General features: G+C 57.9%; 33 protein-coding genes and 1 pseudogene. 23 read left to right on the top strand and 11 right to left on the bottom strand.

All coding sequences use genetic code 11. The annotated features are described in order from the left end of the window. Positions 1 to 2 precede the first annotated feature (2 nt). The 3 genes from JL015_RS15950 to JL015_RS15960 are packed head-to-tail and all read right to left on the bottom strand — an operon-like array spanning position 3 to position 1,009. Positions 3 to 503 (bottom strand): hypothetical protein, encoded by a 501-nt coding sequence (locus tag JL015_RS15950; RefSeq protein ID WP_201019128.1) that lies wholly within the window; start codon positions 501 to 503, stop codon positions 3 to 5. Beyond that, positions 449 to 814: a DUF4406 domain-containing protein gene (locus tag JL015_RS15955; protein WP_201019129.1), complete on the bottom strand. Its 366-nt coding sequence runs from the start codon at positions 812 to 814 to the stop codon at positions 449 to 451. Before JL015_RS15955 ends, JL015_RS15950 begins: the two co-directional genes overlap by 55 nt. A gap of 39 nt (positions 815 to 853) precedes the next feature. Then, positions 854 to 1,009, bottom strand: coding sequence for a hypothetical protein (locus JL015_RS15960; protein WP_201019130.1), 156 nt, complete (start codon positions 1,007 to 1,009; stop codon positions 854 to 856). A 75-nt stretch (positions 1,010 to 1,084) separates the two neighbouring features. On the opposite strand from JL015_RS15960, the gene JL015_RS15965 reads away from it, so the two are divergent. Further along, entirely contained in the window at positions 1,085 to 1,510 is a 426-nt protein-coding gene (locus JL015_RS15965; RefSeq protein ID WP_201019131.1) for a hypothetical protein, read from the top strand. Between the two features lie 217 nt (positions 1,511 to 1,727). On the opposite strand, the gene JL015_RS15970 is transcribed toward JL015_RS15965, so the two are convergent. The 3 genes from JL015_RS15970 to JL015_RS27735 all read right to left on the bottom strand — a co-directional run bounded on the left by JL015_RS15970 (position 1,728) and on the right by JL015_RS27735 (position 3,557). Then, positions 1,728 to 2,378, bottom strand: coding sequence for a hypothetical protein (locus tag JL015_RS15970; RefSeq protein ID WP_236250226.1), 651 nt, complete (start codon positions 2,376 to 2,378; stop codon positions 1,728 to 1,730). 364 nt (positions 2,379 to 2,742) lie between these two features. After that, entirely contained in the window at positions 2,743 to 3,402 is a 660-nt protein-coding gene (locus JL015_RS15975) for a hypothetical protein (RefSeq protein ID WP_236250227.1), read from the bottom strand. Next, on the bottom strand, positions 3,399 to 3,557 hold the full coding sequence (locus JL015_RS27735; RefSeq protein ID WP_236250228.1) for a hypothetical protein: 159 nt from the start codon (positions 3,555 to 3,557) through the stop codon (positions 3,399 to 3,401). Before JL015_RS27735 ends, JL015_RS15975 begins: the two co-directional genes overlap by 4 nt. 181 nt (positions 3,558 to 3,738) lie before the next feature. On the opposite strand from JL015_RS27735, the gene JL015_RS15985 reads away from it, so the two are divergent. Both JL015_RS15985 and JL015_RS15990 read left to right on the top strand, forming a co-directional pair. Beyond that, a complete protein-coding gene (locus tag JL015_RS15985) occupies positions 3,739 to 4,065 on the top strand; it encodes a hypothetical protein (RefSeq protein WP_201019132.1) in 327 nt (108 codons plus the stop codon). 460 nt (positions 4,066 to 4,525) lie between these two features. After that, the gene (locus JL015_RS15990) at positions 4,526 to 4,876 is read left to right on the top strand and encodes a hypothetical protein (RefSeq protein ID WP_201019133.1); all 351 of its coding nucleotides are present in this window, start codon (positions 4,526 to 4,528) and stop codon (positions 4,874 to 4,876) included. Positions 4,877 to 4,921: 45 nt separating this feature from the next. On the opposite strand, the gene JL015_RS15995 is transcribed toward JL015_RS15990, so the two are convergent. Both JL015_RS15995 and yejK read right to left on the bottom strand, forming a co-directional pair. Then, positions 4,922 to 5,323: a hypothetical protein gene (locus JL015_RS15995; protein WP_201019134.1), complete on the bottom strand. Its 402-nt coding sequence runs from the start codon at positions 5,321 to 5,323 to the stop codon at positions 4,922 to 4,924. Positions 5,324 to 5,375: 52 nt separating this feature from the next. Next, positions 5,376 to 6,364 (bottom strand): annotated as a pseudogene (yejK, locus tag JL015_RS16000) (nucleoid-associated protein YejK). 45 nt (positions 6,365 to 6,409) lie between these two features. On the opposite strand from yejK, the gene JL015_RS16005 reads away from it, so the two are divergent. Then, positions 6,410 to 6,598 carry a hypothetical protein gene (locus JL015_RS16005; RefSeq protein ID WP_201019135.1) on the top strand — a complete coding sequence of 63 codons (189 nt, stop codon included), beginning with the start codon at positions 6,410 to 6,412 and terminating at the stop codon, positions 6,596 to 6,598. Positions 6,599 to 6,731: 133 nt separating this feature from the next. Here the strand turns inward: JL015_RS16005 and JL015_RS16010 are convergent, their stop codons facing one another. After that, positions 6,732 to 6,965: a hypothetical protein gene (locus tag JL015_RS16010; RefSeq protein ID WP_201019136.1), complete on the bottom strand. Its 234-nt coding sequence runs from the start codon at positions 6,963 to 6,965 to the stop codon at positions 6,732 to 6,734. Positions 6,966 to 7,031: 66 nt separating this feature from the next. Here JL015_RS16010 and JL015_RS16015 point away from each other — a divergent pair, with 66 nt between their 5' ends. The 11 genes from JL015_RS16015 (at position 7,032) to JL015_RS16065 (ending at position 16,850) form a co-directional block, all read left to right on the top strand. Next, entirely contained in the window at positions 7,032 to 7,271 is a 240-nt protein-coding gene (locus JL015_RS16015; protein ID WP_201019137.1) for a hypothetical protein, read from the top strand. 215 nt (positions 7,272 to 7,486) lie between these two features. Beyond that, positions 7,487 to 7,747 (top strand): DUF1652 domain-containing protein, encoded by a 261-nt coding sequence (locus tag JL015_RS16020; RefSeq protein WP_201019138.1) that lies wholly within the window; start codon positions 7,487 to 7,489, stop codon positions 7,745 to 7,747. Positions 7,748 to 7,970: 223 nt separating this feature from the next. Then, complete coding sequence (locus JL015_RS16025) at positions 7,971 to 9,287, top strand: methyl-accepting chemotaxis protein (RefSeq protein WP_201019227.1); 1,317 nt, start codon at positions 7,971 to 7,973, stop codon at positions 9,285 to 9,287. Positions 9,288 to 9,474: 187 nt separating this feature from the next. After that, a complete protein-coding gene (locus JL015_RS16030; RefSeq protein WP_201019139.1) occupies positions 9,475 to 10,221 on the top strand; it encodes a GntR family transcriptional regulator in 747 nt (248 codons plus the stop codon). 214 nt (positions 10,222 to 10,435) lie between these two features. Beyond that, positions 10,436 to 12,172: a fumarate reductase/succinate dehydrogenase flavoprotein subunit gene (locus tag JL015_RS16035; protein WP_201019140.1), complete on the top strand. Its 1,737-nt coding sequence runs from the start codon at positions 10,436 to 10,438 to the stop codon at positions 12,170 to 12,172. Between the two features lie 15 nt (positions 12,173 to 12,187). Then, complete coding sequence (locus JL015_RS16040; RefSeq protein ID WP_201019141.1) at positions 12,188 to 12,433, top strand: 4Fe-4S dicluster domain-containing protein; 246 nt, start codon at positions 12,188 to 12,190, stop codon at positions 12,431 to 12,433. 130 nt (positions 12,434 to 12,563) lie between these two features. Continuing rightward, complete coding sequence (locus JL015_RS16045) at positions 12,564 to 13,973, top strand: ABC transporter substrate-binding protein (protein ID WP_201019142.1); 1,410 nt, start codon at positions 12,564 to 12,566, stop codon at positions 13,971 to 13,973. A gap of 10 nt (positions 13,974 to 13,983) precedes the next feature. Next, positions 13,984 to 14,772, top strand: coding sequence for an ABC transporter permease (locus JL015_RS16050; RefSeq protein WP_201019143.1), 789 nt, complete (start codon positions 13,984 to 13,986; stop codon positions 14,770 to 14,772). Continuing rightward, positions 14,769 to 15,605, top strand: coding sequence for an ABC transporter ATP-binding protein (locus JL015_RS16055; protein ID WP_201019144.1), 837 nt, complete (start codon positions 14,769 to 14,771; stop codon positions 15,603 to 15,605). The genes JL015_RS16050 and JL015_RS16055 overlap by 4 nt, the downstream gene beginning before the upstream one ends. Before the next feature lie 7 nt (positions 15,606 to 15,612). Further along, on the top strand, positions 15,613 to 16,569 hold the full coding sequence (locus JL015_RS16060; RefSeq protein ID WP_201019145.1) for a HEAT repeat domain-containing protein: 957 nt from the start codon (positions 15,613 to 15,615) through the stop codon (positions 16,567 to 16,569). After that, positions 16,566 to 16,850, top strand: coding sequence for a DUF971 domain-containing protein (locus JL015_RS16065; protein WP_201019146.1), 285 nt, complete (start codon positions 16,566 to 16,568; stop codon positions 16,848 to 16,850). The genes JL015_RS16060 and JL015_RS16065 overlap by 4 nt, the downstream gene beginning before the upstream one ends. On the opposite strand, the gene JL015_RS16070 is transcribed toward JL015_RS16065, so the two are convergent. Continuing rightward, complete coding sequence (locus JL015_RS16070; RefSeq protein ID WP_201019147.1) at positions 16,847 to 17,992, bottom strand: HPP family protein; 1,146 nt, start codon at positions 17,990 to 17,992, stop codon at positions 16,847 to 16,849. The genes JL015_RS16065 and JL015_RS16070 overlap by 4 nt on opposite strands. A gap of 10 nt (positions 17,993 to 18,002) precedes the next feature. After that, the gene (locus JL015_RS16075) at positions 18,003 to 18,407 is read right to left on the bottom strand and encodes a MarR family winged helix-turn-helix transcriptional regulator (protein WP_025260451.1); all 405 of its coding nucleotides are present in this window, start codon (positions 18,405 to 18,407) and stop codon (positions 18,003 to 18,005) included. A 304-nt stretch (positions 18,408 to 18,711) separates the two neighbouring features. Here JL015_RS16075 and JL015_RS16080 point away from each other — a divergent pair, with 304 nt between their 5' ends. The 8 genes from JL015_RS16080 (at position 18,712) to JL015_RS16115 (ending at position 26,501) form a co-directional block, all read left to right on the top strand. Next, positions 18,712 to 19,629 carry an ABC transporter substrate-binding protein gene (locus tag JL015_RS16080; protein WP_201019148.1) on the top strand — a complete coding sequence of 306 codons (918 nt, stop codon included), beginning with the start codon at positions 18,712 to 18,714 and terminating at the stop codon, positions 19,627 to 19,629. Beyond that, a complete protein-coding gene (locus tag JL015_RS16085) occupies positions 19,629 to 20,783 on the top strand; it encodes a phosphotransferase enzyme family protein (RefSeq protein ID WP_201019149.1) in 1,155 nt (384 codons plus the stop codon). The genes JL015_RS16080 and JL015_RS16085 overlap by 1 nt, the downstream gene beginning before the upstream one ends. Further along, entirely contained in the window at positions 20,780 to 21,658 is an 879-nt protein-coding gene (locus tag JL015_RS16090) for a sulfurtransferase (protein ID WP_201019150.1), read from the top strand. Before JL015_RS16085 ends, JL015_RS16090 begins: the two co-directional genes overlap by 4 nt. Before the next feature lie 182 nt (positions 21,659 to 21,840). Beyond that, a complete protein-coding gene (locus JL015_RS16095; RefSeq protein ID WP_201019228.1) occupies positions 21,841 to 23,988 on the top strand; it encodes a TonB-dependent siderophore receptor in 2,148 nt (715 codons plus the stop codon). A gap of 8 nt (positions 23,989 to 23,996) precedes the next feature. Next, on the top strand, positions 23,997 to 24,833 hold the full coding sequence (locus JL015_RS16100; RefSeq protein ID WP_201019151.1) for a 5'-nucleotidase, lipoprotein e(P4) family: 837 nt from the start codon (positions 23,997 to 23,999) through the stop codon (positions 24,831 to 24,833). A gap of 24 nt (positions 24,834 to 24,857) precedes the next feature. After that, on the top strand, positions 24,858 to 25,457 hold the full coding sequence (pnuC, locus tag JL015_RS16105) for a nicotinamide riboside transporter PnuC (protein WP_201019152.1): 600 nt from the start codon (positions 24,858 to 24,860) through the stop codon (positions 25,455 to 25,457). A gap of 20 nt (positions 25,458 to 25,477) precedes the next feature. Then, positions 25,478 to 26,206, top strand: a complete 729-nt coding sequence (locus JL015_RS16110) for a GntR family transcriptional regulator (protein ID WP_201019153.1) — start codon at positions 25,478 to 25,480, stop codon at positions 26,204 to 26,206. Between the two features lie 94 nt (positions 26,207 to 26,300). Next, positions 26,301 to 26,501, top strand: a complete 201-nt coding sequence (locus JL015_RS16115) for a hypothetical protein (protein ID WP_201005312.1) — start codon at positions 26,301 to 26,303, stop codon at positions 26,499 to 26,501. Positions 26,502 to 26,555: the final 54 nt, after the last annotated feature.

The following is a 26,555-nucleotide window of genomic DNA, read 5'->3' on the forward strand; positions in this document are numbered from 1 at the left end:
GATCACATGAAGAATTCACGCTCTACAGCATGCAGCAGGTCGGCAAAATGCTTTGTGTTCTGGATATTGACCAGCAGCACTCCTACAGCGTGTGAGTGGTGCAGGCCGAAGATGCCATAGATACGGGCCAGGTCGGGATGCAGTTTGTTTTCTTCAGGCATGACTTCGTCCTTGCCGCTACAGCAGCTATGCGGCGAAAAAAAGATTCGGGTATCGTTCACTCCAGAAAAATACGGAGTTTTTAAGTGATCGTTTTCGGAGTTGAGTACCGGTTTGGTAGAGCATCCAGCGTTGTCGCCGGGCATGACGGTCTTGCGCTCGAGTGCTTGCGGGGGCAAAACGTCATCTTTGAGGTTTTCAGAAATGACGAAACTTTGCGGTTTGAAGTAACCCTGTTCGAGAGGGATGTACCTCTGGAACTGCTCGAACATGCCATACCGATCGCCCGTCAGGAACTTGGTGACTTTGTTACCTGCGAGCCTGAGTGATACAGGCTTGAGCATGGTTGCACCTGGTATTCGGTGATGGTGTGCGCCGGGCTGTCGCGAATGCCCAGGCGATCGGCGATGTAGACTTCCAACTGTGCGCCTTGCGATTTGTCCCTGCCGGGCAGGGTAGCAACGTGGTCGCAGGTGACTAGCTGGGCCAAGTCTCGGCGCATGCATTCCTCCCACGTTCCGCCGTCTGGGTTGATCTCGGCGGGGTTTACGACATCAAATCCCAGACTGCGTAGTCGTGTGGCTTCTGCGTTGAATGCAGGGAAATTCAAATCAGGAGGACCGGTCATTGGGCCAGACAAGTAGATTTTTGACATGAGGGTTCCTTTCCGGGTGCCGCCCTGCTTCTATAGAATTTACTGGGAGGTCAGTGCAAAACTTTCACTGTACGCAATCATCTGCTTGTCAGCAGCCTCCAAGGCCTTGCGCAGCTCCAGGGTCAGATCCGGGGGGGCATGGCTTCTCACTTCCATTTCGGCCCGTTCAAGCAAGGCGTAGGAAAGGATGACCATCTTGCGGCGTCTTTCTTTGGCTATGGGAATACCGCGCGATTATAGTTCGTAGAACGTCAAAAGGAGTCGATGTGGATGCTCAGCTACTTTCGGTACAAATTGCTGCTCAGGAAAATCGAGAAGCACTTACAAGATCTTGATAAGCGAAAGCCTCTAAACACCGTAGAGGCTCATGAAAGCGGCGAGATGGGCGTATATATTGAGGAATCGAACGACCTGTACGAGTGGAAGCGTCTTGTTCAAACTGACTACTACCGCAAGAAAGCTGACAAGTTGCTGGTGCAAATGCCGTCTATTGAAGACGCCACAATGTATGAACAGGTTGAATGGGATAAAGACCCGAAGCAGCCAAGGTATTTGACCGACAAGGGTTTCAAAGAAATCCGTGATGCAGTCAGAGAAGAACAAAAGCACCGCCGTGAGGCTTTCGGTTACTGGTTTGGCATCTCTGCCGGAATCATCGGCGCACTCACCGGCCTGGTTTCGGTCTTAAAGGGTTGAGTCAGTCGCCGCAGAAGCAGTCGATGTCTTCTGCCAAGTAGTCGAAATCGAAGTCGCCTTGCCGTGCGCGCTAATCAGCCGACCACGCAAGCGACTTGTAGTTGGGGCGGTCCTGACGAAATATTTGGCCAAACCGCTCTTCTGTACCTAACCACCAGATCACCCGAGACGGGTCTTCTTGGATTGTCTTGATGAGCTTGGTTTCGCCCTTTTTCCATTACAAATCGCAGTTTCCGTCATCGGAATCCATGCCAAGATCGAAAGGCTGCTCTGCCCAGAAAGCGGCAACATTCTCTTTCGTGATGCCCGCCGTGTAAGAGGGGCGCACGCTATCCCACCGGGTGCCGCCGCGCTCGTTTGCGGTCATCATTCTGCTGTAGCTCCGTGGCTCGTCGTAGCGTATGCCGACGATGCAGTCCCATTCGTTGTATCCGAGGGCTCGCATGTGCTTTTCGCCGATCTTCACTTTGAGATAGGCGGTGCACATGTTGTTGCTGAAATTGGGCAGGACAGCGGGCAACGACTTTTCTGCTTTGCGGTACGCCTCGTAGTACTCCAGCATCATTGTAAACGGCTCGCCATTGCGACTAGCTGTCTCGTCAACGATTTTGTACCAGGGCGCATCGTCGGCCTGGCTGTACACCCGGCACCATTCCATCCAGACGATATTTACACCCCAACAACTGGCCATGGCGTCGATGAATGCCAGTGTTTCCTCGCGCTCTTTACCGGTGTTCTGAAAGAAGGCGTGCACGTTGGTAGGCAACTGACCGCCGTGCGCATCAAGGATCTTGCGCAGCATATGGCCGCTGGTGCGACCAGCGCTGACGCCGATCTGCGCCGGGCCAGTGATCAGGTAGGGGGTCATAAATGCTCTAGGCAGCCGGGCTGGCGTGATTCGAGGAAGTGGGGTATTTGTGTGTGGCCCGACATGGAGTCGGCTATGGAGATAAAAGATGTTTAACGACTGCTGCCGCCAGGCAATGGAAGAAGTTGAGGTGACTGGAGTATCAAAGGGTTTCTCGAACGTTGGGACCCATGAAGAGCGAGGCCGCCTTGTCACCAGCTATGAATGTATTGAGTGCAAGGATCGTTGGCGCTATGAGGTGTAAACCCAGATCCCTGACAAAAAAGAGTGGTTTCCCGTGGATCAATCCCGCTTCACCTAAAACGCTATCTCAGTCTGCATTTCTGGTCGCCAGATCGGCGAATTGTTGTGCGCCTCGATTCGATCAGCGATGACGCAGGCCCTCTGGCCTGCCGTGGGCGGGGCATACATGCCGAATCGGCTGATGCTGCCGCCGTTTACTGCGGCATTCGTTGAGTCGGCGGAGGTGAAGGGCAAGCGCTGAAAAAATCGCAGGGTCGAGCATTCGCAGGCCATGCAGGCGGCATATGGGGCGACCATGCTCGTCGCAGATGGAGTCTATCGCGGCAGCCATCCGTTTCAACCATGCAGCGGTTCCAGGTGAGCGCCGCTGCCCTGAACTGCCAATAGCTACTGTCCGCCAGCACCTTTCCAGCCTCTGCAATTGATCCAGTGATTCATGCAGGTGCCACACCGGCACGCCGCACAACTCCTCTGGCCACTGACGAACAAGGCTATCGTTGGCTTCTTCATTGTCATCGATAACATCGGGAATTAATGCCCAAGTGAAACCTGGGTGTCGGTGCCACTCTTCAACCCATCGCGTGTATCCATCAACGTCCAGTTCTCCGCCTTTCTTCCAGACCGAAAATGCACCGTTATCGAACACAAATGATTTGCAGGCCTCTGCGACGAAGTCTATATCGTCTTGGCGCGGGAACGGTACCAAGGCGTGTCGACCTGCGAGGCGTTTTGCGGCATCTTCGCGTCTGCCGCCGATAGGTGTGCCGTGGTAGTGGATCATCCGCTCAGCCTCACCGTTTCGATTTCAACGCCCCGATGCACGGCGGTGATGTTTTGTTGGCCTCCGAGTTGTTCAGCTAGTTCATCGGCAATCTGCTCATGCCAACCCTGCTTGATCAGCGCCGTAGCAGTCTTGATGTATTCGACCCGAATCATTGTCTGGCTGCGGATCTCCTACTGTAGATGATCGTTTCGCCATCTGACGGGCAGACGGCCGTGAATGTATGCCGGTAGATGTTCATGGAAATACTCCAGGCAGCCTTCGGCATTGCCGGGCTGGCGAATAGGTGGCTGGATAGGTAGGCTCTGCGGACTCAAGAAAGAAGCGAGAGCGCGCATGGAAGATATGGGGCAGGAATTTGAAAAGGCGGTCGCAGATGCTATCAGGCAGTGCCACGAATTCGACTACTACCCAATCGTATGGGAGCGCATGAACCGTGACTACGGCCCGGTTGAGGCTGCGATCAAGCTAGTTCAGTCTGGTGAAATCCAGTCCGGGTTCAGGCATTTGGAGAGAGAGGGGCGCCTTGAGCTGTCGGTCGAGTCCCTGATGCTTGAAGATCGATTTGATGGTCTTTTCAGCCCCATGGTGCTTGCAGCTCCCAAATGGAGACTTGAGCAAGCAACCAAAAAAACTGATTGCGACCCATACGCCATATGCTGAATTCGCGCAGTGGCAAATCGGTTGTAGGCGGGCTCAGTTTTTAGGCTGAACCGAGGCTTTAGCAGGAGAACTCCGTGAGAGAAAAACTAAAACTCATTATTAAGGTCCTCGGTAGTCCGGAGGTCAGGGGCGATCTTTTTGATCTAGCATCCGAACTGGCTGAGATGGGGGCTGCCAGCCTTCTCTCGTCAAAGCGCTTGCCAGGCCAGCCTTGCTCTGACGCGGTAGATCATCCAGCGCCCGGTATAGAGTCGTCTTCGCGAGGCGGCTATGACGGTTTTGTACCCTATGGAAGGCAAAAAACTAATGGTGGGCACGACCACCGATTCAACAAAGGAGAGGACAGGACTCCAGCCCAGAAATCTGGCGACGAGCGCCGTCGTAAATCGTAATCGCTGCCGACGCCGTCATCTGAGGGTAATGGCAACTTGGTTGGGATGGGCTATAAATGGTGATCGGCATGGAGCCGGACCAAGGAGAAATGATGTCTTTCAGCTATGCAGCAGAGAAGTTTGCTTCTGCCCGTGCAGTGTTGATGCTTCCTCATCCTCAAGGTGAGGATCAGTCAATCGCTACAGCTTTTTTCGAGTGTAGTCAGGGTTTGGATCGCTTCGATAGATCACTTTTTGACGAGAACTCGAGCATATGGATCAAGCAACTTGATCAACTGATGAAGACAGCTGGGCTTGAGGATCCGCACAGAGAAGGGGTGCTCCTGATCAAGGCCCGCCAACTTTCCATCGACGACCAGCTCCAGCTTTCTAAGGTGGTGGATGAACTGCAATGTTGGTTCAGTCGCCGGAAAGACTGAATTTTGCTCGCATTTGCCCGGTGTGAAAAATTGGGCGAATGCAGTTCAGGCGCGCCGCACTTTGAAGTGGAGCATTGCCTTTATGCTGTGGCAGTAATCCTGAATTCGCTCATATGCCTTGTATCTGACCTGACTTCGAGTGGCAGCCCAGACCCTGACCAAATCTTCGCGGGCTTCTCGGCTCCAGTTGAGATCATCCCAGTCATGCTTGAACGGCAGGACCAGCCACTCTTTGAGCGGCAGCATTTCGGCCATCTCGCCATACTGCATCTCGTGAGTGGGATGGTAGTTGCTTATGCTCTTCTTCGGGTCGTCATCCAGTACCACACCGATGTAGTGGCCTCGATCGGCTAGGATAACGCCGGGCTTGCCGTAGGTGATGATGCGGCGGCCAATCTCGGCGGGCACCTGATAGTGCTGCCGAACGTATGCGCAGTTGTGGCTCATGGATTTCTCCAGTCAGGCAGCGCCCTGTGAAAGGCGCGGCGGTCCGTAACGATCAGGCGGTTGCACGCTTGAGCTGGTCAATAAGCGAGATTGGAAGTCCGCGCAGTGTCAGCGAGCCTGCGGCTTTGTCGAATTCAATCTTCGATCCGAGCAGGTGCTGCTCGAAGCTGATCGACATGCCTTCGGCCCTGCCTGTGAAGCGGCGGAACTGGTTCAGCGTGCGTTTGTCGGCGGGGATTTCTGGAGACAGGCCGTAATCTTTGTTCCGGATGTGATCGTAGAACGCACGCGGGCGGTCTTCGTCTATCAGCTCAGACAGCTCTTCCAGGCCAATGGACTCATCCAGTTTGCTCTGGCTGCTGGCGTAATCCACCAGGGTCTTGGTTTTCTCCCGCGCCGACTCTTCCGGCAGGTCTTCGCTTTCCACGAAGTCGCTGAATGCCTTGAGCAGGGTGCGGGTTTCGCCTGGGCCATCCACACCTTCCTGACAACCGATGAAGTCGCGGAAATAATCGCTGACCTTGCGACCCTGCTTGCCTTTCAGAAACGAGATGTACTGGCGGGATGCTGGGTTGCTCTTCCATTCGCTGAGGTTGATCCGCGCAACCAGGCGGATATGGTCGAGCTCCAGTCGCTTGATAGTCATCAGGCGTAGCTCTTCGGTCATGGCCACCGCTTCCTGTACAAGAGCAATGACCAAGTATTCCGTCATGCCCTGCTGGTAGTGGCAGAAGAGGGCGTGCCCGCTGGTTGTCAGGTTCGACTCTTCCATCAGCTTTACCAGATGCTCTACAGCGGTAGTGCTGAACTCCAGAAAGTTGATCCCGTTATCCAGGTATTTGTCGAACCATCCGCTCAGTGGATAGGCACCCGACTCGGGGTGGAATAGCCCCCAGCCTTTACCGGCGGTAGCGTTGTAGCTTTTGTTGAACTGATATATCAGATCATCACGCGACTGGCGGCACCACTGAGAAACAGAACGGCTGGGCTACCATCTGGCTTCTTGTCGATCTTGTGAATGACGCTGTGAAGTACGGGCATATCGATTACCTCGGGTGCGAGCCACCCTCCGTATCCGGTGGTGGCATGCTCAGTTGGGGTTCTGGTGTTAGAATCGATGACTACATCAAGGATGAAGCGAATGAAAAAACTGAGGACTTACATGAAGACCGCGCAGAGCTATTGCGCCGCGCTATCGAACAAGAAAGTCTGTTGCGCTGGACTGACCCTGATCGCTATCCATTACGCTTTGGTTGTCTTTGTGCCCAGCTATGAGTCAGCAGCACTTTTCGTTGTCGGGGGAGTCATGATCACCCTGACAATGACCAGGCGACCGTCAAAGCTGTAGGTGGTGGCAAATTGGTTGTAGGTGGGCTCTACATGGGCATGGTGTTCAACTAAACGTGATCTAGCCTTCAACATCCCCTGGATTACGTCTCAACTCCTTGCGCGACTCGTTATCGAACGCTTCGCGCAACTTTTCGCTGATAACGATTTGGTGGCGCGGATATTTCAGGTGAGCCTTAAGCTCTTCATCCGACATCAAGTCCATTTTCATGATGTTGATCTGAAGTATTTCGCTTATCGGCATGTTTTCGGCCCGCTTCCCCCACACCGTCACCGCCTGTCTGCTGCTCTGCACTCCCGGCACTTCTTGCCTCTCTCAACCTTAAGCGCAGACATCCTGTGCACAGAAAGGAGAGTCGCCATGGAAATCGAAAGCCACGGACCTGAGAGTGCTTACCCAGGGCCGGCTGAGAAGACGACCGACACCGGCGAAGGTCATGGCTCCGACCTTGAGCAAACCCAGTCCGAGCCAAAGCAGGGTGGTGATCGCCCGGAAGACTGGAACCCGCCTCCGGGCAATCCAGGGTCTGGCGATGATGCTCAAGCGGATCAGGAGAACGACGACGAACCCAAGACTGACAGCCTCATCGATGCAGAGTAGAGGCTTTAGAGGACCCATATCAGAGAGGTCAATAAAGGCCCTGTCGATAAGTGAAATCGACTCGGCCTTATGCCAATAACTTCATGTTGTTGTGTGGTCTGTGTGCCGTGTCGACATATAAATTTACACATGCTCCGTCAGACAAAAACCACACCTGCAACCTTGGTCTAGACTGCAGTGTTAATCCGCTATACAGCGTCTACAGGGACGGTCAAATGCTTTCTCATCTTGAATTGCGTCACGTTATGGAAGTGGCCTTCAGGCCTACGATCTGCAAGTGCACCATCAGCCCGGACGGGTTAATGTCCATTGAACTGAGGAATCCGGAAACGCATGTTCCGGAGCTGACAATGACCGGGATTTCGACTGCCAAGCTCAGCGGTGGACGTGCAATTGCAGCTTTGGTGGGGGAAATCAAGGACGAGGCCAGACGCGCCAAGGCGGCCGAGAAGGAAGATATCAAGCGTCAAGGATAAGATGGGCAGGACAAAGCCCGTATCAGGCGGGCTTGGGGGCTTCATTCCAGGCCCGTTCATCTTCCTGCGGCAGGTCTGAAAACAAACCATTTGGAGCCCGTTTTGCTCCTTGCCCTCAAGGTCCGGTTCGCGTGCCTTGAATACTGCACTTTCTCATCCCCAACCCCCTAAAGATTCCCGCCCCGCACCCGATGAAGTAGGCAACTTTCCTCGGATACACGCGATGTTTAACTCCCGTTTGAAACAAGCCAATAAGGCGCTGGAACTTCGTCTCGCCATGCTGGAGCAGGCCAGTCAGGTTCTTGATCTAGAGACTGTAGCGGCCGTGCTGGATGGGCGAGGGAGCGTTCAATCCATCAATGCCTTGTTCGAGGCAGAGCTTGGCTACTCGTCGAGTGAGATTGTCGGGCGTCGTCTTGACTCACTGAGTCCCTCGGAGTTGAGTGGTGATGTTCACCAGAGACGAGCCCTTGATGCTATCCGGGAAGGTAAGCATTTCAGCGGGACACTGCGTCTGAACCACAAGCAAGGTACCAAGGTCTGGCTCAGAACGATTGTCGTGCCCCTCAAGAACGAAGCCGGCGGCATCGAGCAAATTACTCTTTATTCAAGTGTATTGACGCGCACGATCGAGGCGTCCCGGGAGAATGAAGCCCTGGTCAACGCGCTGCACCGCTCGACGGCGGTAATCGATTTTACGCTTGAGGGCATCGTGATCGGCGCGAATGAGAACTTTCTCAAGGCCATGGGTTATGAGCTTGCCCAGATCAAAGGCAAGCACCACAGCATCTTTTGCCTGCCTGAAGAGTCCGGTTCAGAAGCTTATAAAAACTTCTGGGAAAGGCTGCGCAGAGGCGAGTTCATCGTCAATCGCTTCCGTCGGGTCGATAAATACGGGCGGGATGTGTGGCTTGAGGCTTCTTATAACCCCATCACCGATGCGAATGGCAAACTGTATAAAATTGCCAAATTCGCAACCGTCATCACTGAGCAGGTCGAGCGTGAAAAGGCGGTGTCCGAGGCATCGAACATGGCGTATCAAACCTCTGTCCAGACTGACAGCTCTGCCCAGCAGGGGCGTGAAGTCATCAAGAGTACGGTCGAGGTTCTGGATCGTCTGACCCGGTCCATGCAAGAGGCGACTCAAGGCATTGAAGCGCTTGATTCCCAGAGCCAGGTTATCGGGACAATCGTCAAGACCATCAGCAGTATTGCCGAGCAGACGAACCTGCTCGCTCTCAACGCTGCCATCGAAGCTGCCCGCGCCGGTGAGCAGGGCAGAGGTTTTGCCGTAGTGGCCGATGAGGTGCGGCAACTGGCTTCTCGAACCACCAAGGCAACGGAAGATATTGTGAGTGTGGTCAAGGAAAACCAGAGCCTTGCTTCGGGGGCTGTTGGCGTGATTGAGCGCAGCACCGAGCAGGCCACTGAGGCGCTGACACTGGCCAATGATGCAGACCGTGTGATCCAGGAGATTCAGCAAGGTGCGAACTCTGTGGTGCGTGCAGTCAGCAGCTTCGTTAATCAGAACTCGAATTAAACGTTCGACCTGATGGGCTGACTGACAACTGGATTCGCGCATAGCCCAACTGTCAGTCGGCCAGGCCGCAAATGATGAAATCCCTTCCCCGGCTGAGTTAGTCTATTGGCCGCCGCAGTTACTGACAGCCTCAGTGAACGTTGCACTCAATCACTCCCGAGCGTTACCCCTTGCAAGCCGAAACCCTATGAACTCCGAGCCTCCTGTAAAGCTGACCAGCCAATCTCCCGTTCCGTTGTACGCACAGCTCAAGGAGCATATTCGTTCGCGGATTCTGGATGGCACCTATGCGCCAAGCAGCCGCATGGGTTCAGAAAGCGAGCTTGGGGCCGCGTTTGGCGTCAGTCGCATTACCGTGCGGCAAGCGTTGGGTGATCTGCAGAAAGAAGGGCTGATCTTCAAGATTCACGGCAAGGGTACCTTTGTTTCCAAACCCAAGGCGTTCCAGAACGTCAGTTCCTTGAAAGGACTGGCCGAAGCGCTGGCGGCTTCCGGGCATGAGGTCGCCAACCGCATGTGCGGTTTCGAGTATTTACCTGCCGATGCCATCGTTGCCCAGCGGCTGGGGCTCGAAGAAGGGCAGATCGTGGTCGAGATTCGCCGGGTGCGGCTGGTCAACCGCGAGCCGGTATCGCTGGAAATCACTTATCTGCCCGAGGCTACAGGTCGACGTCTGGAATCGGCGGATCTGGCCACTCGCGATATCTTTCTGATTCTGGAAAACGACCTCGACATCGCCCTGGGGCATGCCGATCTGGCCATAGATGCCATCGAAGCCGATGCTCAGGTGGTCGCTGCGCTGGGAGTCAAACCCAGGTCACCGATCATGCGTATCGAGCGATTGACCCACACGGCCGATGGGCAGCCGCTGGACTTCGAATACCTGTATTACTGCGGCGACGCCTTCCAGTACCGCCTTCGTATCGACCGCTAGAGTCGCGTGTTGTCCGGCTGCCTGCGTCCTGCAGGCAGCAGAATATCCTTAGTCCGAAAAAGTATTTCTGGCCTTGCCCTCATAGCCAATATCATCCTCGTATATCTTGTTATAACAAGTTATGAGCGCGCAGAGCGACCGTGATGAAAACCGCTACTGCTGCGCCATCGCCTGCCAATGTCAGCGGGCGTATCGAACCGGAGAGGAGCAGGGCATGGCCGAGTTTCAGACAATCGAGCGCGAATACGACATCGTCGTCATCGGCGGCGGCACTGCCGGCCCCATGGCGGCGATCAAGGCCAAGGAGCGTAATCGCGACTTGCGCGTGTTGCTGATCGACAAGGCCAACGTCAAGCGCAGCGGTGCCATCAGCATGGGGATGGACGGCCTGAATAATGCGGTCATTCCCGGCCACGCCACCGCAGAGCAGTACACCAAGGAAATCACGGTCGCCAACGATGGCATCGTCAATCAGAAGGCCGTGCTGGCGTATGCCGAACACAGTTTCGAGACTATCGAGCAGCTTGACCGCTGGGGCGTGAAGTTCGAGAAGGATGAGACTGGCGACTACGCAGTCAAGAAAGTCCATCACATGGGCGCTTACGTACTGCCGATGCCTGAGGGCCACGACATCAAGAAAGTGCTGTATCGCCAGCTCAAGCGGGCGAGGGTGGAAATCACCAATCGGGTCATTGTCACTCGCCTGCTGACCGACACCGAAGGTGCTGTCAGCGGCCTGATGGGTTTCGATTGCCGTAGCGCCGACTTTCACGTGATCAAGGCCAAAGCGGTGATTCTCTGCTGCGGCGCGGCTGGTCGCCTTGGGCTTCCGTCGTCGGGTTACCTGATGGGCACCTATGAAAACCCCACCAATGCCGGTGACGGTTACGCCATGGCCTATCACGCCGGTGCCGAGCTGGCGAACCTCGAATGCTTCCAGATCAACCCGCTGATCAAGGATTACAACGGCCCGGCCTGTGCCTATGTCACCGGTCCTCTGGGCGGTTACACCGCCAATAACAAGGGTGAGCGCTTTATCGAGTGCGATTACTGGAGCGGTCAGATGATGTGGGAGTTCCACCAGGAGCTCGAAGGCGGCAATGGCCCGGTGTTTCTCAAGCTCGATCACCTGGCCGAAGAAACCATCCAGAATATCGAGCAGATCCTGCACAGCAACGAGCGTCCCAGTCGCGGGCAGTTTCATGCCGGACGCGGCACCGATTATCGCCAGCAGATGGTCGAGATGCATATTTCCGAGATCGGCTTTTGCAGCGGCCACAGCGCTTCGGGAGTCTGGGTCAACGAGCGTGCGGAAACCTCGGTCAAGGGCCTTTATTCGGCCGGTGACATGGCGGCGGTGCCGCACAACTACATGCTCGGGGCTTTTACCTATGGCTGGTTCGCCGGGGTCAACGCCGCCGAGCATGTGGCCGGCCGTGATTTTCAGCAGCCTTGTGCCGATCAGGTCGCCGACGAAAAGGCGCGGGTCTATGCGCCGCTGCTGCGCGAGCACGGCCTGCCACCCGCGCAGGTCGAGTACAAGTTGCGGCGTATGGTCAACGACTACCTGCAGCCGCCGAAAGTGACCCGCAAGATGGAGATCGGCCTGCAACGCTTCAGCGAGATCGAAGCGGATCTGGCCAGCATGAAAGCCAACAATCCCCATGAGCTGATGCGCGCTCTGGAGGTCACGGTGATCCGCGACTGCGCCGAGATGGCTGCCCGTGCTTCGCTGTTTCGTGAAGAGAGTCGCTGGGGCCTTTACCACCACCGCGTCGATCATCCGCAGCGCAACGATGAGGACTGGTTCTGCCATTGCCATCTGAAAAAAGGCCCGGATGGCCGCATGACCAGCTTCAAGAAACCGGTGGAACCCTATCTCGTCGCCCTGGATAACGACGAGCGCACCGCCTACAACCGGCTACGGGTCGCCCCCGGCCAACCTGCCTGATTCGAGGACTGCACCATGGCCTTTCAACCCCAGGAAATTTTCTTCAGAAGCTCCGCTCCGGTCACCGTGGACAACGACAAGTGCATCGCCGAAAAGGGCTGCACGGTGTGCGTGGACGTGTGCCCGATGGACCTGCTGGCCATCGATCCCACAACTCGCAAGGCCTTCATGCAGTTCGATGAATGCTGGTATTGCATGCCCTGCGAAACCGACTGCCCGACCGGTGCAGTCAAGGTCGAGATTCCTTACCTGCTGCGCTGATCACGCCCAGCCATAACCATAAAAAATGCCACCGGCCAAACCACCGGACGCCTGCCATGCACCCCTCGTTTCCCACCACTTGACCCGTGGAGGAGACGATCGACGCATCTTTGACTCGAGGGGATAACCTATGTTCTTACGCACGACTCTGGCCAGCCTGCTGCTGGCAGCCACCGCTTTCGGGGCTCAGGCCCAGACTATCCGCATTGCCATTGGTACTCAGGACACAACCATCAACTGCGCCGCTGGCGGCCTGATGATTCGTGAGCTGGGACTGCTGCAGAAGTACTTGCCCAATGACGGCAAGTACAAGGATGTCGACTACGACATCCAATGGAAGAACTTCACCAGTGGTGCGCCGCTGACCAACGAGATGGTCGCCGGCAAGCTGGACTTCGGCGCGATGGCCGATTTCCCCGGCAGCCTCAATGGTGTGGCCCATGAAGCAGCAGGGCGTCGCAGCCTCTTCATCAACGTTCTGTCTGGCAGTGTCGAGGGCAGTGGCAACGGCATCGTCGTACCTGAAAAATCCCCGGTACAGTCGATCTCCGAACTCAAGGGCAAGACGGTTTCCGTGCCTTTCGCCTCGACCGCCCATGGCATGTTGTTACGTGCTGTAGCCGCTCAGGGTTGGGACCCGGCGCGTGACCTGACCATCATCGCGCAAGCGCCGGAAGTCGCAGGTTCGGCCTTGCAGGCGGGCAAGATCGACGCCCACGCTGACTTTGTGCCCTTTGCCGAACTGTTCGTCAGCCGTGGTTTCGCCCGCAAGATATTCGACGGCTCCCAGGCCAAGGCGCCCACTTTCCACGGCGCCCTTGTGGAGCAGGACTTTGCTCAACAATACCCGGAAATCGTCGTCGCCTACCTGCGCGCCACCATCGAGGCCAATCGCCTGCTGGCCGAGCAGCCTGAGAAGTACAGCGAGCTGATCGAAAAAGTCGCCGGTATCGAGGCTTCGGTCAACTATCTCTACCACGGCCCACTGGGGTTGCAGACCCGCGACCTGACCTGGAAACCGGAATACCGCCAGGCCGTCAGCACCGCCATCGACACCCTCAAGTTGCTGAAAAAGGCTGATCGCGGGCTCAACACCGACACTTTTATCGACGACCAGTACCTGCGCGCCGCCTTCAAGGCCAGCGGTCTGGATTATGACAAGGCACTGGCCAACTACGCTGCCCAGCCTCTGCTGGCCAATGATGCCGTGACTGGCAAGCCGATCACCGACTTCAAGCGGGTCGCGCAGATCTGGGTCAAGGGCGAAGCCCAGGTACGCAATTACGCCTCGCCCGAGGAAGCCATTGTTCAACTGGCCGAGCTGAAGAAAAACGGTCACGAGATTCGTGGGTTCTATACCCAGGCCAGCGACAGCGGCATCAAGTTGCTCGCCGATAGCGCCTGGTTCGTCAAGACTGCACAGGGCCGCCTGGATGCCTTCCTGCTCAAGGATCAGGCAGTCAGCGATGCGCAAGCCCGTGGCGGGCAAGTCCTGGATTTCGCAGGTTTGACCGGCGATACCGCGGTGACGGCGCGTTGAGGTGCATTCGATGAGGCTATCCAACCTTGCCCGCTGGGTGTTGCGGGGATCGTCGATTCTGGCCTGCCTGTTGTTCTGGCAGGTCGCGGCCAGCCATCAACTGGACCTGGGCCTGGTGACGTTTCGCAACGTGCCGACACCGGGTGAAGTCTTTGCCGCGCTGCATGAGCTGACGTCTTCGACGGCTCTGTTCCGGCATGTCAGCGCCAGCCTGGGACGCGTTGCGGCTGGCTATGCAACGGCTGCGGTGTTGGGCATCGCCCTGGGTGTGCTGATCGGCCGCTGGCGCTGGGCTTCGGACGTGCTGCTGCCACCTCTTGAAGTGCTGCGGCCGATTCCGGCCGTGGCCTGGATCCCGCTGGCGATTCTGATGTTTCCATCGTCAGAGCTGTCCATGGTGTTCATCACCTTTACCGGGGCGCTGTTTCCGATTCTGCTCAATACCGTTCATGGCGTCGAAAGCGTCGACCGGCGTCTGGTGGCTTCGGCCCTCAGCCTCGGGGCAGGGCGGCTGGCGATCCTGCGCGAAGTGGTGCTGCCGGGCGCAGGCCCCAGCATTGTCACGGGGCTGGCCATCGGCATGGGGACCTCATGGTTCTGTCTGGTGACCGCCGAGATGATTTCCGGCCAGTGGGGTCTGGGTTACTACACCTGGGAGTCCTACACCTTGCAGAACTACTCGGACATCATGGTCGGCATGCTGCTGATCGGCCTGTTCGGGCTGGTCAGCAGTGCGCTGGTCAAACGCCTGGGCGCGTGGTGCATGCCGTGGAATAACCAGACAGGAGCACAACGATGACCTCAGGACTTGTTCAAGGAGAAAACGTCGGCATTCGTCTGGGTGACGGTGATGACGCTTTTGAAACCGTACAGGCACTCGACTTCAGCATTTCGCCTGGGCAGTTCGTGTGCATTCTGGGGCCTTCTGGCTGCGGCAAGTCGACCTTGTTGGGGGCGCTCGCCGGGCACTTGCAGCCCAGCAGCGGGCAACTGCGGGTCGACGGATCCATCGTCGACGGGCCATCTCCCACACGCGGCATGGTCTTCCAGCATCACACTTTGCTGCCATGGCGTCGTGTTCTCGATAACGTCGCTTTCGGCCTGAAAATGCAAGGCGTATCCAAGCGTGAACGCCACCGCCAGGCGCTGGAAATGCTGCGTTGGGTGGGTCTTGAAGACTTCGCCGGGCACTGGCCAAAGCAATTGTCCGGTGGCATGCAGCAACGGGCCGAGATTGCTCGTGTGCTGATCAACCGTCCGCGTCTGCTGCTGATGGATGAACCCTTCGGTGCGCTGGATGCCCAGACACGTTCGCGCATGCAGCAACTGCTGCTCGATATCTGGGGCCGGATCGGCACCACGGTGGTGTTTGTCACCCATGACATCGATGAGGCGCTGTTTCTGGGGGATCGCATTCTGGTGATGAGTGCTCGTCCTGGGCGTTTCATCGCCGACCTGAAGCTGGACTTTCCACGCCCGCGACAGCCGTCTCTGCTGACCAGTCCTGGCTTCGTCGAACTCAAGCGTCATTGCCTGGAACTGCTCGATCATGGTCCCGATGCACCGCCTTTGCCACGCCTGACCCCGCTGGGGTTGCCCCTGCAACAAGACCTGTTACGTATTGCACTGTGAGCCGTTCATGAGCCTGATAACCGATAACCCCGACATTCTCGAACTCCAGCCGCGTCTTGAAGATGCGGATGCGGTGGTGCGTAGAATCGCCCTCATTGCACTGGCCGACCTCGAAGACCCTGACAGCCTGCCTTGGTTGACCGAAGCCTTGCGTCAGGACCCCGCTTCAAACGTGCGCGCCGAAGCTGCGCGCTTGCTTGAAGCCTGGGAGGAGGCATCGGTGGTGACCGCCCTGTGCCAGGCCCTGACCGACACCGGGCAGGAAGTGCGTGAGGCGGCTGCACAAAGCCTCTCGCAGCTCAAGACTGAAGCCGCTGGTCAGTTGCTGTTGCCTTGGGCGCGGCATGCCGATCCTTTCGTGCGGGGTAGCGCCTTGCGTGCCCTGCGTGAATTGAGACTGCCCGCCAGCGCCGAAGTCGCCCGTGAAGCCTTGAATGACCCGGCTGCTGCGATTCGCCGCGAGGCCGTGGGTATTCTTGGCTGGTTGAAACACACCGAAGCACTGGCTGACCTGACTCAACGTCTGGCTACAGACGACGATATTGAAGTCCGGCGCATGGCCGCTGGCGCGGTCGGCTTTGCGGGCACTCCAGCGGTTATCGAAGCTTTGACGACAGCTTTGAACGATCCCCAGTGGCAAGTGCGCGAAGAGGCTGCGACCACTTTGGGCAAGGTTGGTGACGAGTCTGCTGGCCGCGCGCTGCTGGTGGCACTGGACGATGCCTATTGGCAGGTTCGCTTGCGTGCAGTGCGCTCATTGGGCCGGCTCAAGTACAGCCCGGCGCGTGGAGCGGTGGAGAGCCTGTTGTCACACAGCATCAGCAATCTGCGCAAGGAGTCGGCTCTGGCACTGGGCGAGTTTGGCGACCCGCAAGCCTTGCCTGCGTTGCGACTGGCCGAGCACGATGGCGACCCTGAAGTGCGCAAGGCCGTTCGCATTGCACTGTCGCAACTGGAGCCATGATGCTGCCTTCGGCGATCCGCAACGTCAGACACGGCGGGCTGCTGCATGTGGAGTGGCCCGATGGTCAGGCGCAAGCCCTGGTCCACGGCCAACTGCGTGCCCTATGCCCGTGCTCGCACTGTAGGGCTGCACGGCTGCGCGGGCGGATCGATCTGGTGAATGAAGAGGTCCGCATCACCGACATCGTCGATCAGGGTTATGGCGTGCAGTTGATCTTCAGCGATGGGCATATGCAGGGGATTTATCCCTGGGCCTATATAAGAGCAATGATCACGCTTTAAACCCGAACAGCCGTATACAGCGCCTTGATCAAGTCGGACTGGGTAATGATGCCCACCAGGTGCCGCTGGGCGTCGATGATCGGAACATGCCGATGGCCATTTTCCGAAAACACTGGCACCAGATCGGTCAGCAGGCGTTCGGCGCTGGCGACGCGCACTTTGCGGGTCATGATCTCGCCGACGATACTCGCCGGTTGTTTGTTGCTCACTTGACGCAGCAGTGCCCTCAGGTGCCAGCCCACGCCTTCGTGGGCGTCCAGGTCGATCTGCTTCATGAAATCCGCCACTGTCACGATGCCCATCAGATGGCGTTGCCGGTCGATCACCGGCAAGGCCTTGATCTTGTGTCGCCGCATCAAGGCCCAGGCCTCGCGTAGCGGCATTTCCTGGCGGGCGACAATCGGCGTAGTGCTCATCACGTCTGCGCAGCGGATCTCGCCCATATTGCGCTGGTAGGCCGAGGCCTCCGCACGCTCCAGCAGTTCGTGAAGGTCGTCACGGCTGACGTCCAGCACCTGGTTGTAATGGGCGAGGGCGGCATCCAGATCCGCATCACTGAAACGGCTGGCAGGCGAGTCGCTTTTTGCCTGCTGGACATGCGGCCAGGGGCGGCGGGTCAGATTGTTGTAGATCACGCCGGCTGCTACCAGCAGCAACGAGTCGAGCATGACCGGGCTCAGTGCGTACACAAACTGATCGCAACCGGTAATCACCATCAATAGCGCCGCAGCGCCTCCCGGCGGATGCAGGCAACGGGTCGCCAGCATCGCGGCAATCGCCAGACTGACCGCCAGCGCGGCAGCCAGCGTGGCATCGGGAATCCATTTGGCGCAGGCAATGCCTGCCAGCGCCGAGACCGTGTTGCCGCCCACCACAGACCAGGGCTGCGCCAAGGGACTCGATGGGACGGCAAACACCAGTACCGCACTGGCCCCGATGGGCGCGACGATGGCCATGGCCAGAAAGCTGTTCTCTATGGCGTGTGCGCCGTGCAGCCAGAGTGCAGCAACGGTGGCGACCAACAGAATGCCCAAGGCCGCGCCGATGCTGGCGCGTACTTTCTCTCGGGTGTCGATGGCGTGGGGTGCAGGCCATAGCGAGCGCAAGCGCGCCACAAGGGTTGTGTCGGAGGGTGAAGGCATGTTTTTGGGATTACTCCTGCTCGAAAGGCACGCGGAAACGCTTGCCCGCCGACTTGAGTTCTTCTCGATGCAGAAAAGCCAGTTGCGCCAGCACCTCGCTGCCTTTGCCCGTAAGACTGACCTGTACCTCTCGTCGGTCCGCGACGTTGCGCTGCGTCTGCACCAATCCTAGCGCCTCGCAGCGCTTCACCAGCGCCGCTGCGCCATGAGGCACGATCTGCAACCGCTCCGCCAGTTCACCCACGGTTGCCCACTCACGCTCGCTGAAACCCTGGGTGTGCAACATCAGCAGGTACTGCTGGGAAGTAACACCGCAGGCTTGCACGGCCTCTTCGGAAAAACGCAGGAAGCGCCGCAGTTGGTAGCGGAATTCGGACAGGGTTTCAAAATCCTGCTTGTGGAGGGTGTCAGCCATGGGGGAGCGTCGCTTCGGTTGAGGGAAGGGCGGCTTTTATATCATGGCGTGATGTATTTTGGCGATGATGGAGGCATTCATTGAATCTTCATCGCTCACAAGAATGTCTTCCCGGATAAATCCGGTCCTACAGGCTATGCGTGATCGCAAATCGAGTGCCGGGCGACGGGGCCGTGAAGTGCGCCAAAAAAGCTATATCCATAGCAATAAACGATATTGGTATATACCAGATTTTGCTTCTATAAAACCCGCACTCAGAAGACAGGAGCCTTCCACAACGATGTGGTCGGGCAGGAGCGCGGTGATGATTGGTGTACGGGTAATGCTCGAATATTTCCATCCCTGGCCTAATTCGGCAGGTTTTTATCTGGCGCGTGAGCGGGGCTGGTATAGCGATGCCGGTCTGGATGTCGAGTTGGTGGTTCATGACCCTTGGCGTGGGGATACGCTCGATCACCTGTTGGGCAAGGCGGTGCATTTCGGTGTGTTTCCGAGTAATCGCTTGTTGGTACGGCGGGCGCTTGGGCAGCCGTTGTGTGGCATTGCGGCTATCAATCATCGTGGGCTTGAGTCGATTCAGACGCTCGCCAGTTCAGGTATCACCCGGCCCCGGGATCTGGCGGGGCGGCGTCTGGCGTTGAATCCGACGCCTCGTGGCCTGGCAATGGTTCGTCATCTGGTGAAGGCCGACGGCGGCGATCCGGATGCGGTGATCGTGGTCGACAGTGGCGTTCGTGAGTTACGCCCCGAGCAACTGGCAGCGGGCGTTGCCGATGCGAGTTTTGGCGGTTACTGGGCCTGGGAGGCGTTGATGGCCAGCCCGATTGCCGATGAGCAGCGGGTCGTCTGGCCGGTGGATGAGATCGGTGCCCCGGCGTATCACAGCTACCTGCTGGGTGCCCATGAAGACACCCTTGCCGCTGACCCGGAACTGATCCGCACCTTTCTCGCGGTCACCGCACGGGGTTTCCTGGCTGTCACCCGGGAGCCATTGAGCGCCTTGCAGGCTTACGAGCAGGTCACGCCTTATTTCCCCAGCGAACTGCTCGCGCAATCCTTGCAGCGAATTGCTCCGACCTGGCTGCATGAGGGCCGCTGGGGAGAGCAGCGCCAGAGTCTGCTTGAGCCTTACGCGCACTGGCTGCATGAGCATCAGGTGCTCAATGACGGGAATGCCTGGCAGGGCGCGACCACTAACGCTTACCTGCCGGAGGCTGTCTGATGGCCGCCGAACGCCTGAGCGCACATGGTCTTGGACTGGAGCCGGTCGAGGCCGACTGGCCGGTGATATCTGCCGAGTCCGTCGAGCAACTGCTACGGCGTTATCCCGAGGTCGGCGCGTTGCAGGCGTTGACCTGGCACAGTCCCAGGCCATTTTCGGCGGCCTGCCTCGTCAATACTTCGACCGGGTCGGTGTTCGTCAAGCGTCATCATCGGTCTGTGCGGGAACCCGCATGGCTGGCCGAAGAGCATCGTTTCATCGCTCATCTGCGGCAGAACGGTGTGCAGGTTGCCGAAGTACTGGCTGATGAGCAGGGTGATACGGCCATTGCCATCGGCGAATGGACCTATGAAGTGCATGCCCTGGCAGCAGGGCAGGATCTGTATCGTGATGCGTTGTCCTGGACGCCGTTTCAGGATGTTCGACATGCCTGGGCAGCAGGTCAGACTCTGGCGCGATTGCATGAAGCCGCCACGGGCTATTCGGCACCACCACGACAAGCCGCAGTGTTGCTGGCCAACTTTCGTTTGTTCAGTCAGCCGGACCCGATTGCTGCCATCGAAGCTGCCAGCGCTGCCGATCCCGCACTCGCTGCTTACCTTAGCCAGCGTGACTGGCGCAATGATTTGACAGTGCTGCACGTGCCGTTCCATCGGGCGCTGTATCCCTTGCTTGCCGAGCAGCCGCCCCTGTGGACCCATAACGATCTGCACGCATCCAATCTGCTCTGGAGCGCCGGGTCAGGTGCGGCACAGGTTGCCAGCGTGCTGGACTTCGGGTTGGCCGACCTGACCTTCGCGCTTTTTGATCTGGCGACCACTCTGGAGCGCAACTGTATTGCCTGGCTGGAGCTGGAAAACGGCGTCCGCGAGGTGGTTCATCTTGAGTCGGTGGATGCGATTCTGGCCGGTTATCAAAGCGTAAAACCGCTTTCGGCCCGGGATTTCCAGACGCTGGCCGCGCTCTTGCCTCTGGTCCACGCTGATTTCGCGTTGTCGGAAATAGCCTATTACCAGGGCGTGGTGGGGTCTGTGGCCAACGCCAATATTGCCTATGACGCTTACCTCATCGGCCATACCCGTTGGTTCGCGGGAGCTGAAGGGCAGCGTTTGCTGGCTCATCTCAACAGTTTTGCAGGGAGTGTGCAGCCATGAGCACTGCGGTGGATTCAATCCTTATTCAAGCCGGTGAGTTGCAGGAGATTCTGGCTGCCCCGGCCTTGTTGATTCTCGATGCCACAGTCGAATTGGCGACGCCGCGCTTCGATGGCGATTACGACGCCCGCAGTGGTTACGAGGGCTGGCTGCAAGGACATATTCCCGGCGCGCTGCATGCTGACTTGTATGCGGCCTTGAGTGATCCGCAAGCCACGTTCAGTTTTGCCTTGCCGAATGCACAGGCATTGGCAGCGGCGTTGGGATCACTGGGCGTCAGCGATCAGCGACGCATTGTCATTTATGACCGTAACGACGGATTCTGGGCGGCGCGCCTGTGGTGGGTGCTGCGCAGTGTCGGGCTGCATGCGCAGGTGCTCGATGGTGGTTTCAAGGCCTGGCAGCGCGCCGGCTTGCCACAGGAGGTCGGCCCCGTGGCTACACAGCCTGTCATCTGGCAAACCGAATACCGGGATGGGTTCTGGATTGATCGGGCAGGCGTTCAGTCGGTACTTGCCGGAGAGCGTCCAGGCACTCTGGTCTGCGCACTCTCGGCTGGCCTGTTCGATGGCAGTGCCGTGAGCCGCTATGCGCGACGTGGTCATATCCCCGACAGTCTGAATCTGCCTGCTCGCACGCTGTTCGATGAGCAGGGCCGCTACCTTGAGGCCGATGCGTTGCGTGAAGCGCTCGATCCGCTGCTTGAGAGCGAAGAACCACTGATTCTGTACTGCGGCGGCGGGATCTCCGCGGCTGCACAAGCGCTGGCGCTTACATTGCTCGGCCGCTCCGACGTCTTTATCTATGACGGCTCTCTTCAGGAATGGGCCGCCGACCCCCGCTTGCCAATGACCACCGGAGCAGCTCCGGCCTGACGCCTTCTGGCTATCAATCATTCAGTTGTACCGGGGGCTGATTGCAGACCCCGGCGCATTTGCGGCCCTGCGCCTGGCAAATCGCGTCGGTATGCAGCGCCCACCAAGGAGCTTTCATGGTTAAGTTTCATCGAACATGCGCCCCAGGGTTTTCGCCAAACCTGTTGAGAGTTGGGGTCTTGATGGCCTGTGGCGTGGGGAATGGCCTGCTGGCCGGTGTGGCATGGGCCGATGGCTCGACGGCTTCAGATACCAGCGTGCAATTGGGGGCAGTCACTGTCATTGGTCAGCAGGATACCGGCTATCAGGCCAGCAAGGCGTCGGTGGGCGGTTTTGATCAGGCGCCGCTGCTGGATACCCCGGCATCGATAGCCGTGATCACCGAACAACGGCTCAAGGATCAGCAAGCGCGCCTGCTCAGTGAAGTGCTGCGTAACGACGCTTCGGTGGGCGACAGCTACGCACCCGTCGGCTACTACGAAAACTTCGTGGTGCGCGGTTTTGCCCTCAACTCGGCCAGCAGTTACAAGATCAATGGCCGGACCATCACCGGCGAGCAGAACGTTGCTCTGGAAAACAAGCAGCAGGTTGAAGTGCTCAAGGGGCTGGCCGGTTTGCAGAGTGGTGTGTCGGAGCCCGGTGGGCTGGTCAATTACGTGAGCAAGCGGCCCGACAATGTACGTTCGGTCACGGTGTCCACCAACGAGCAGGGCGAGCGTTATCTGGCGACGGATCTGGGAAGCTGGTTCGGTAGCGAGCAACAGTTTGGTGTACGGGCCAACCTGGCGCACGAAGACATCCGTTCTTACGTCGATCATGCGGATGGCAAGCGCGACTTCGCTTCCCTGGCGGTGGACTGGAATATCAATCCTGACAGCGTGCTGCAACTCAACGCCGAATATCAGAACCGCGAACAGCGTTCTGTGCCGGGCTACCAGTTGCTGGGCGGTACAACGGTGCCCCACAACGTCAATCCCAAGGATCTGTTGGCTTACCAGAGTTGGTCCAATCCGGTAGGCATCCAGTCACTGAATCTCGATGGCTTGTATGAGTACCGTTTCAACGAGTCGTGGAAAGCCAGCTTCAGTGCCTCGCGAAGTCGTGTGGTGATCGACGATTACAGCACCTTTGCCTGGGGCTGCTATGGTTCTGCCAGTTGTGCGAGCGCGGCGGTGCCCAATTACTTCAGCCCTGAAGGTGAATACGACATTTCCGATTACCGTAGCCCTGACGATACGCGCCGCAATGACGAAGCTCAGGCGGCTATAAACGGACAGTTCGGCACCGGAACCCTCAAGCATGACCTGACTTTCGGCACTACGGCCTTCCGTCGTGTTGTGGATCGCCGGTCGTCGATCAATGAATTTATCGGTACTGGCGTCATTGGCTCCACGCCCGAAACTCTCGAACCCTATTCCGGGGAACTGGGCAACAGCTACCGTCGTCTCGACAGCCGACAATACGGCCTGTTCGCCACCGACCGGATCAGTTTCAACGAGCAGTGGCAGACCGTTCTGGGTGGGCGTCAGATCCGCCTCGACGAAGAAACCTACGACAGTTCCGGTGCCACGACCCGCCACACGACCCGTTCGGAGTTTTTGCCGCAAGCGGCCCTGATCTATAAGCCACGCCCGGACACGTCCCTGTACATCAGCTACAGCAAAGGCTTGTCTTTGGGAGGTGAAGCATCCTGGTTCAGCACCAATGCCGACGAGGTTCTGCCGCCCACCACTTCCCGGCAGATAGAGCTGGGAGTCAAGCACGACTGGCAGCGTTTGAGCCTGACCGCCGCGTTGTTCCAGATCACCCAGGATTATCAGTACACCCGCCCCAATGACGACGGCACCTTTACCTATGTGCAGCAGGGCAAACAGAAAAATACTGGTCTGGAACTGTCTGCCAATGGGCACCTGACCTCGAACCTGCAAGTATCGGCCAGCGTCGCCGCCATTCGGGCTCGGGTTACCGACAGTGGCACCGATGCTTACGATGGCCATCAGGCGATCAACGTTCCCAAGGTCCGCGCCAGCCTGCATGGCGACTACAGCATTCCCGGTTTCAACGGTCTGGCGCTGCTCGGCGGCGTGCAGTACAGCGGCAGCAAGTACGCCAACCGCCAGGGCAATGTAAAAGTGGACGACTATGCGGTATTCGATGTCGGTGGTCGTTACAGCACCAAGGTCGAAGGTTACGACACCGTGTTACGTCTGACCGTGGATAACCTGTTCGATAAGCGCTACTGGCGCGATGTCGGCGAGTCCATTGGCGACGGTTATCTGTTCCCCGGCGCTCCCCGCACTGCGCGTTTGTCAGCCACTGTGAATTTCTGAGGTCTACCATGGGCAAGCTCATTATCGGCGGCACTTTTGCCGTACTCGCCGCACTCGCAGGCTGTCAGCAAAGACCACCGGCCAACGATCAACTGGATGCCGTGCTGTGGACGCAAACGTCCATCGAGCATGAGTTGATCTACCGTCAGGTGTTTGCCAGCGCCACCCGGCAACTGGATGCGGCGTTGGCAGACCCAGCCTGGGATGCCTTGCCGCAACCTCCACGTAATCTCACAGGATTGCCACCGGCAGTCATTGTCGATATCGACGAAACCCTGCTGGATAACGTGCCGCTCAATGCCCGTGATATCCGCAATGACCAGACCTATTCCTATGACCGCTGGAACCTCTGGGTCGAGCAGGCTAAAGCACAGGCCTTGCCGGGAGCCGTCACCTTTCTTCAGGCCGCAAGCCAGCGCGGCGTTCAGGTCTATTACCTGACCAACCGCGAACATTCGCAGGTCGAGGCTACGGTCAGGAACCTGCGCCTGCGCGGTTTCCCGATCAGTGATGCGCAACAGGTCCTGGCTGCTGCAACGCCCACCGGGCACTGTGAAAAGGATGGCTACGGTAAGACCTGCCGCCGCCAATGGGTGGCCAACCATGCCCGTGTGCTGATGCTGGTGGGGGATTCATTCGGTGATTTCGTGCAGGCCGACAGCAACAACCTCGCCGCCCAGCGCAAGGCTGCGGCGCCTTATCTGGCCTGGCTGGGACAGCGCTGGTTCCTGCTGCCCAATCCCACCTATGGCAAATGGTACAGCGCCCCTTACGGTGATCAGGAGGATTTGCCCGTAACCCGCAAGCGTGAGCTCAAACAACAGGCGCTGGATCTGCAGCAATAAGGCATTTGTGTCGAGGGGAACAGCATGTCAACCCTGGAAATAATCGCCGTGCTCATCAATATCCTCGGCGTCTGGCTGACCACTCAGCGCATTCGCTGGTGTTGGCCGGTGAGTGTGGTGGCGGTTCTGTTGTATGTGTGGATCTTCTACGAGGCCAGACTTTATTCGGACATGCTCCTGCAACTGATCTTTGCTTTTCTTCAGGGGTATGGCTGGTGGCGCTGGAGTCAGGGAGGGCTCGACCAAGGCAAGGTCCATGTGACGCGCCTGTCAGCGCGCGGTGCGGTATTGAGTCTGGCGTTTGGCGCATTGGGCGCGGTGTTGCTGGGTAGCCTGATGGCGACCTTCACGGATGCAGCCGTGCCCTGGCTGGATGCCTCACTGACCGCTTTCAGCCTTGTCGCCAGCGTGTGGGCGGCCCGCAAGTATGTGGTCAGTTGGGTCTTGTGGATTGTCCTGGATTGCCTGTATGTCGGCATGTATTGGCACAAGGACCTGCACCTGACTGCGGGCCTGTATGCGGGATTCGTGGTACTGGCGTTTTACGGCTATCTGGCCTGGAGGCGTGATCTGTTGAGTCAGGAAGCCCGCCCGGCAGCAGTTTATCGTCATAACATCGTTTGATTGATCACTCGGACTCATGCATGCCTTTTTATCCAATACCCCCTCATTACCAGCGTATTCGTGATGAGATCGCTGCTGATATCGCTGGCGGAACACCGCGAGCCGATCAGAAATTCCCCTCCGAGCGCGAGATGTCCGAGCGTTTCGGCTGTACGCGGGTGACATTGCGCCAGGCCTTGCAGCAACTGGAGGCCGAAGGCCAGGTGTATCGGGAAAACCGGCGAGGCTGGTACGTCAGCCCGCAACGCATTCGCTACGATCCGACCCGCATTACCGGTTTCATGGAGTACGTCGCCGCACAGGGCCGAACTCCAGTGACCGAATGTTTAAGTGCCGAACTTCGTGCAGCGGGCAGTTGGCTGGCCAGGCGAATGGGGCTGAGGTCTGCCGATGAGCCGGTCTTTCATCTGCAACGTCGCCGCTGGGTTGATCGTCGTCCGGTGCTGCTGGAGTACAACGCATTGGTTGCCAGTTGGTGTCCGGGATTGCTGGAAGCCGATTTGAATACTTCCCTGACCCAAGTGCTGAGGGAACGCTTCAGGCGGGTTCAGTCCCGCTGCGAACTGACCATGCACAACAGCATCGTGGATGAGCATCAGGCCGAGTTATTGCAGCTGACAGTGGGGTCGAGCAGTTTGTATCTGGAGCGCTTGAATTTTGGTGAACAGGACCAGCCCGTAGAGTTCGATCAGGAGTTCTGGAGGCCGGATGCCTTGTCTGTGGTCATGGAGACTCGTTATCCGGGCTGATAATCCGCCACTCATCGTTTCCCTTGCACTCCCGGATCTATCGCGTTTCTTACTATAAGGCGCGGATATCCTGCGCTTCACGCGGAGAGTGGTCATGGAAATTGATGAGAATGCACCGGGCAATGTTTCGCAAAGCCCCGCTACCAGACCGACAGATAACGAAACAGGGTATGAACCGGACTCCCTGCCCGAGGCCGATCCAGCGCTTGATGATCTCATCAATGACCAGAGCGACGATCCTGATCTGCCGGTAAACCCGCCGATAGACGAAGATGAAGAGCCGTCCCTCGGGTAAAACCCGGGAGCGAATTCATTCGCGAAAAATCGTCATTCGCGAATGAGTTCGCTC

Source organism: Pseudomonas cichorii, from assembly GCF_015471405.1.
Classification (GTDB): domain Bacteria; phylum Pseudomonadota; class Gammaproteobacteria; order Pseudomonadales; family Pseudomonadaceae; genus Aquipseudomonas; species Aquipseudomonas serbiensis.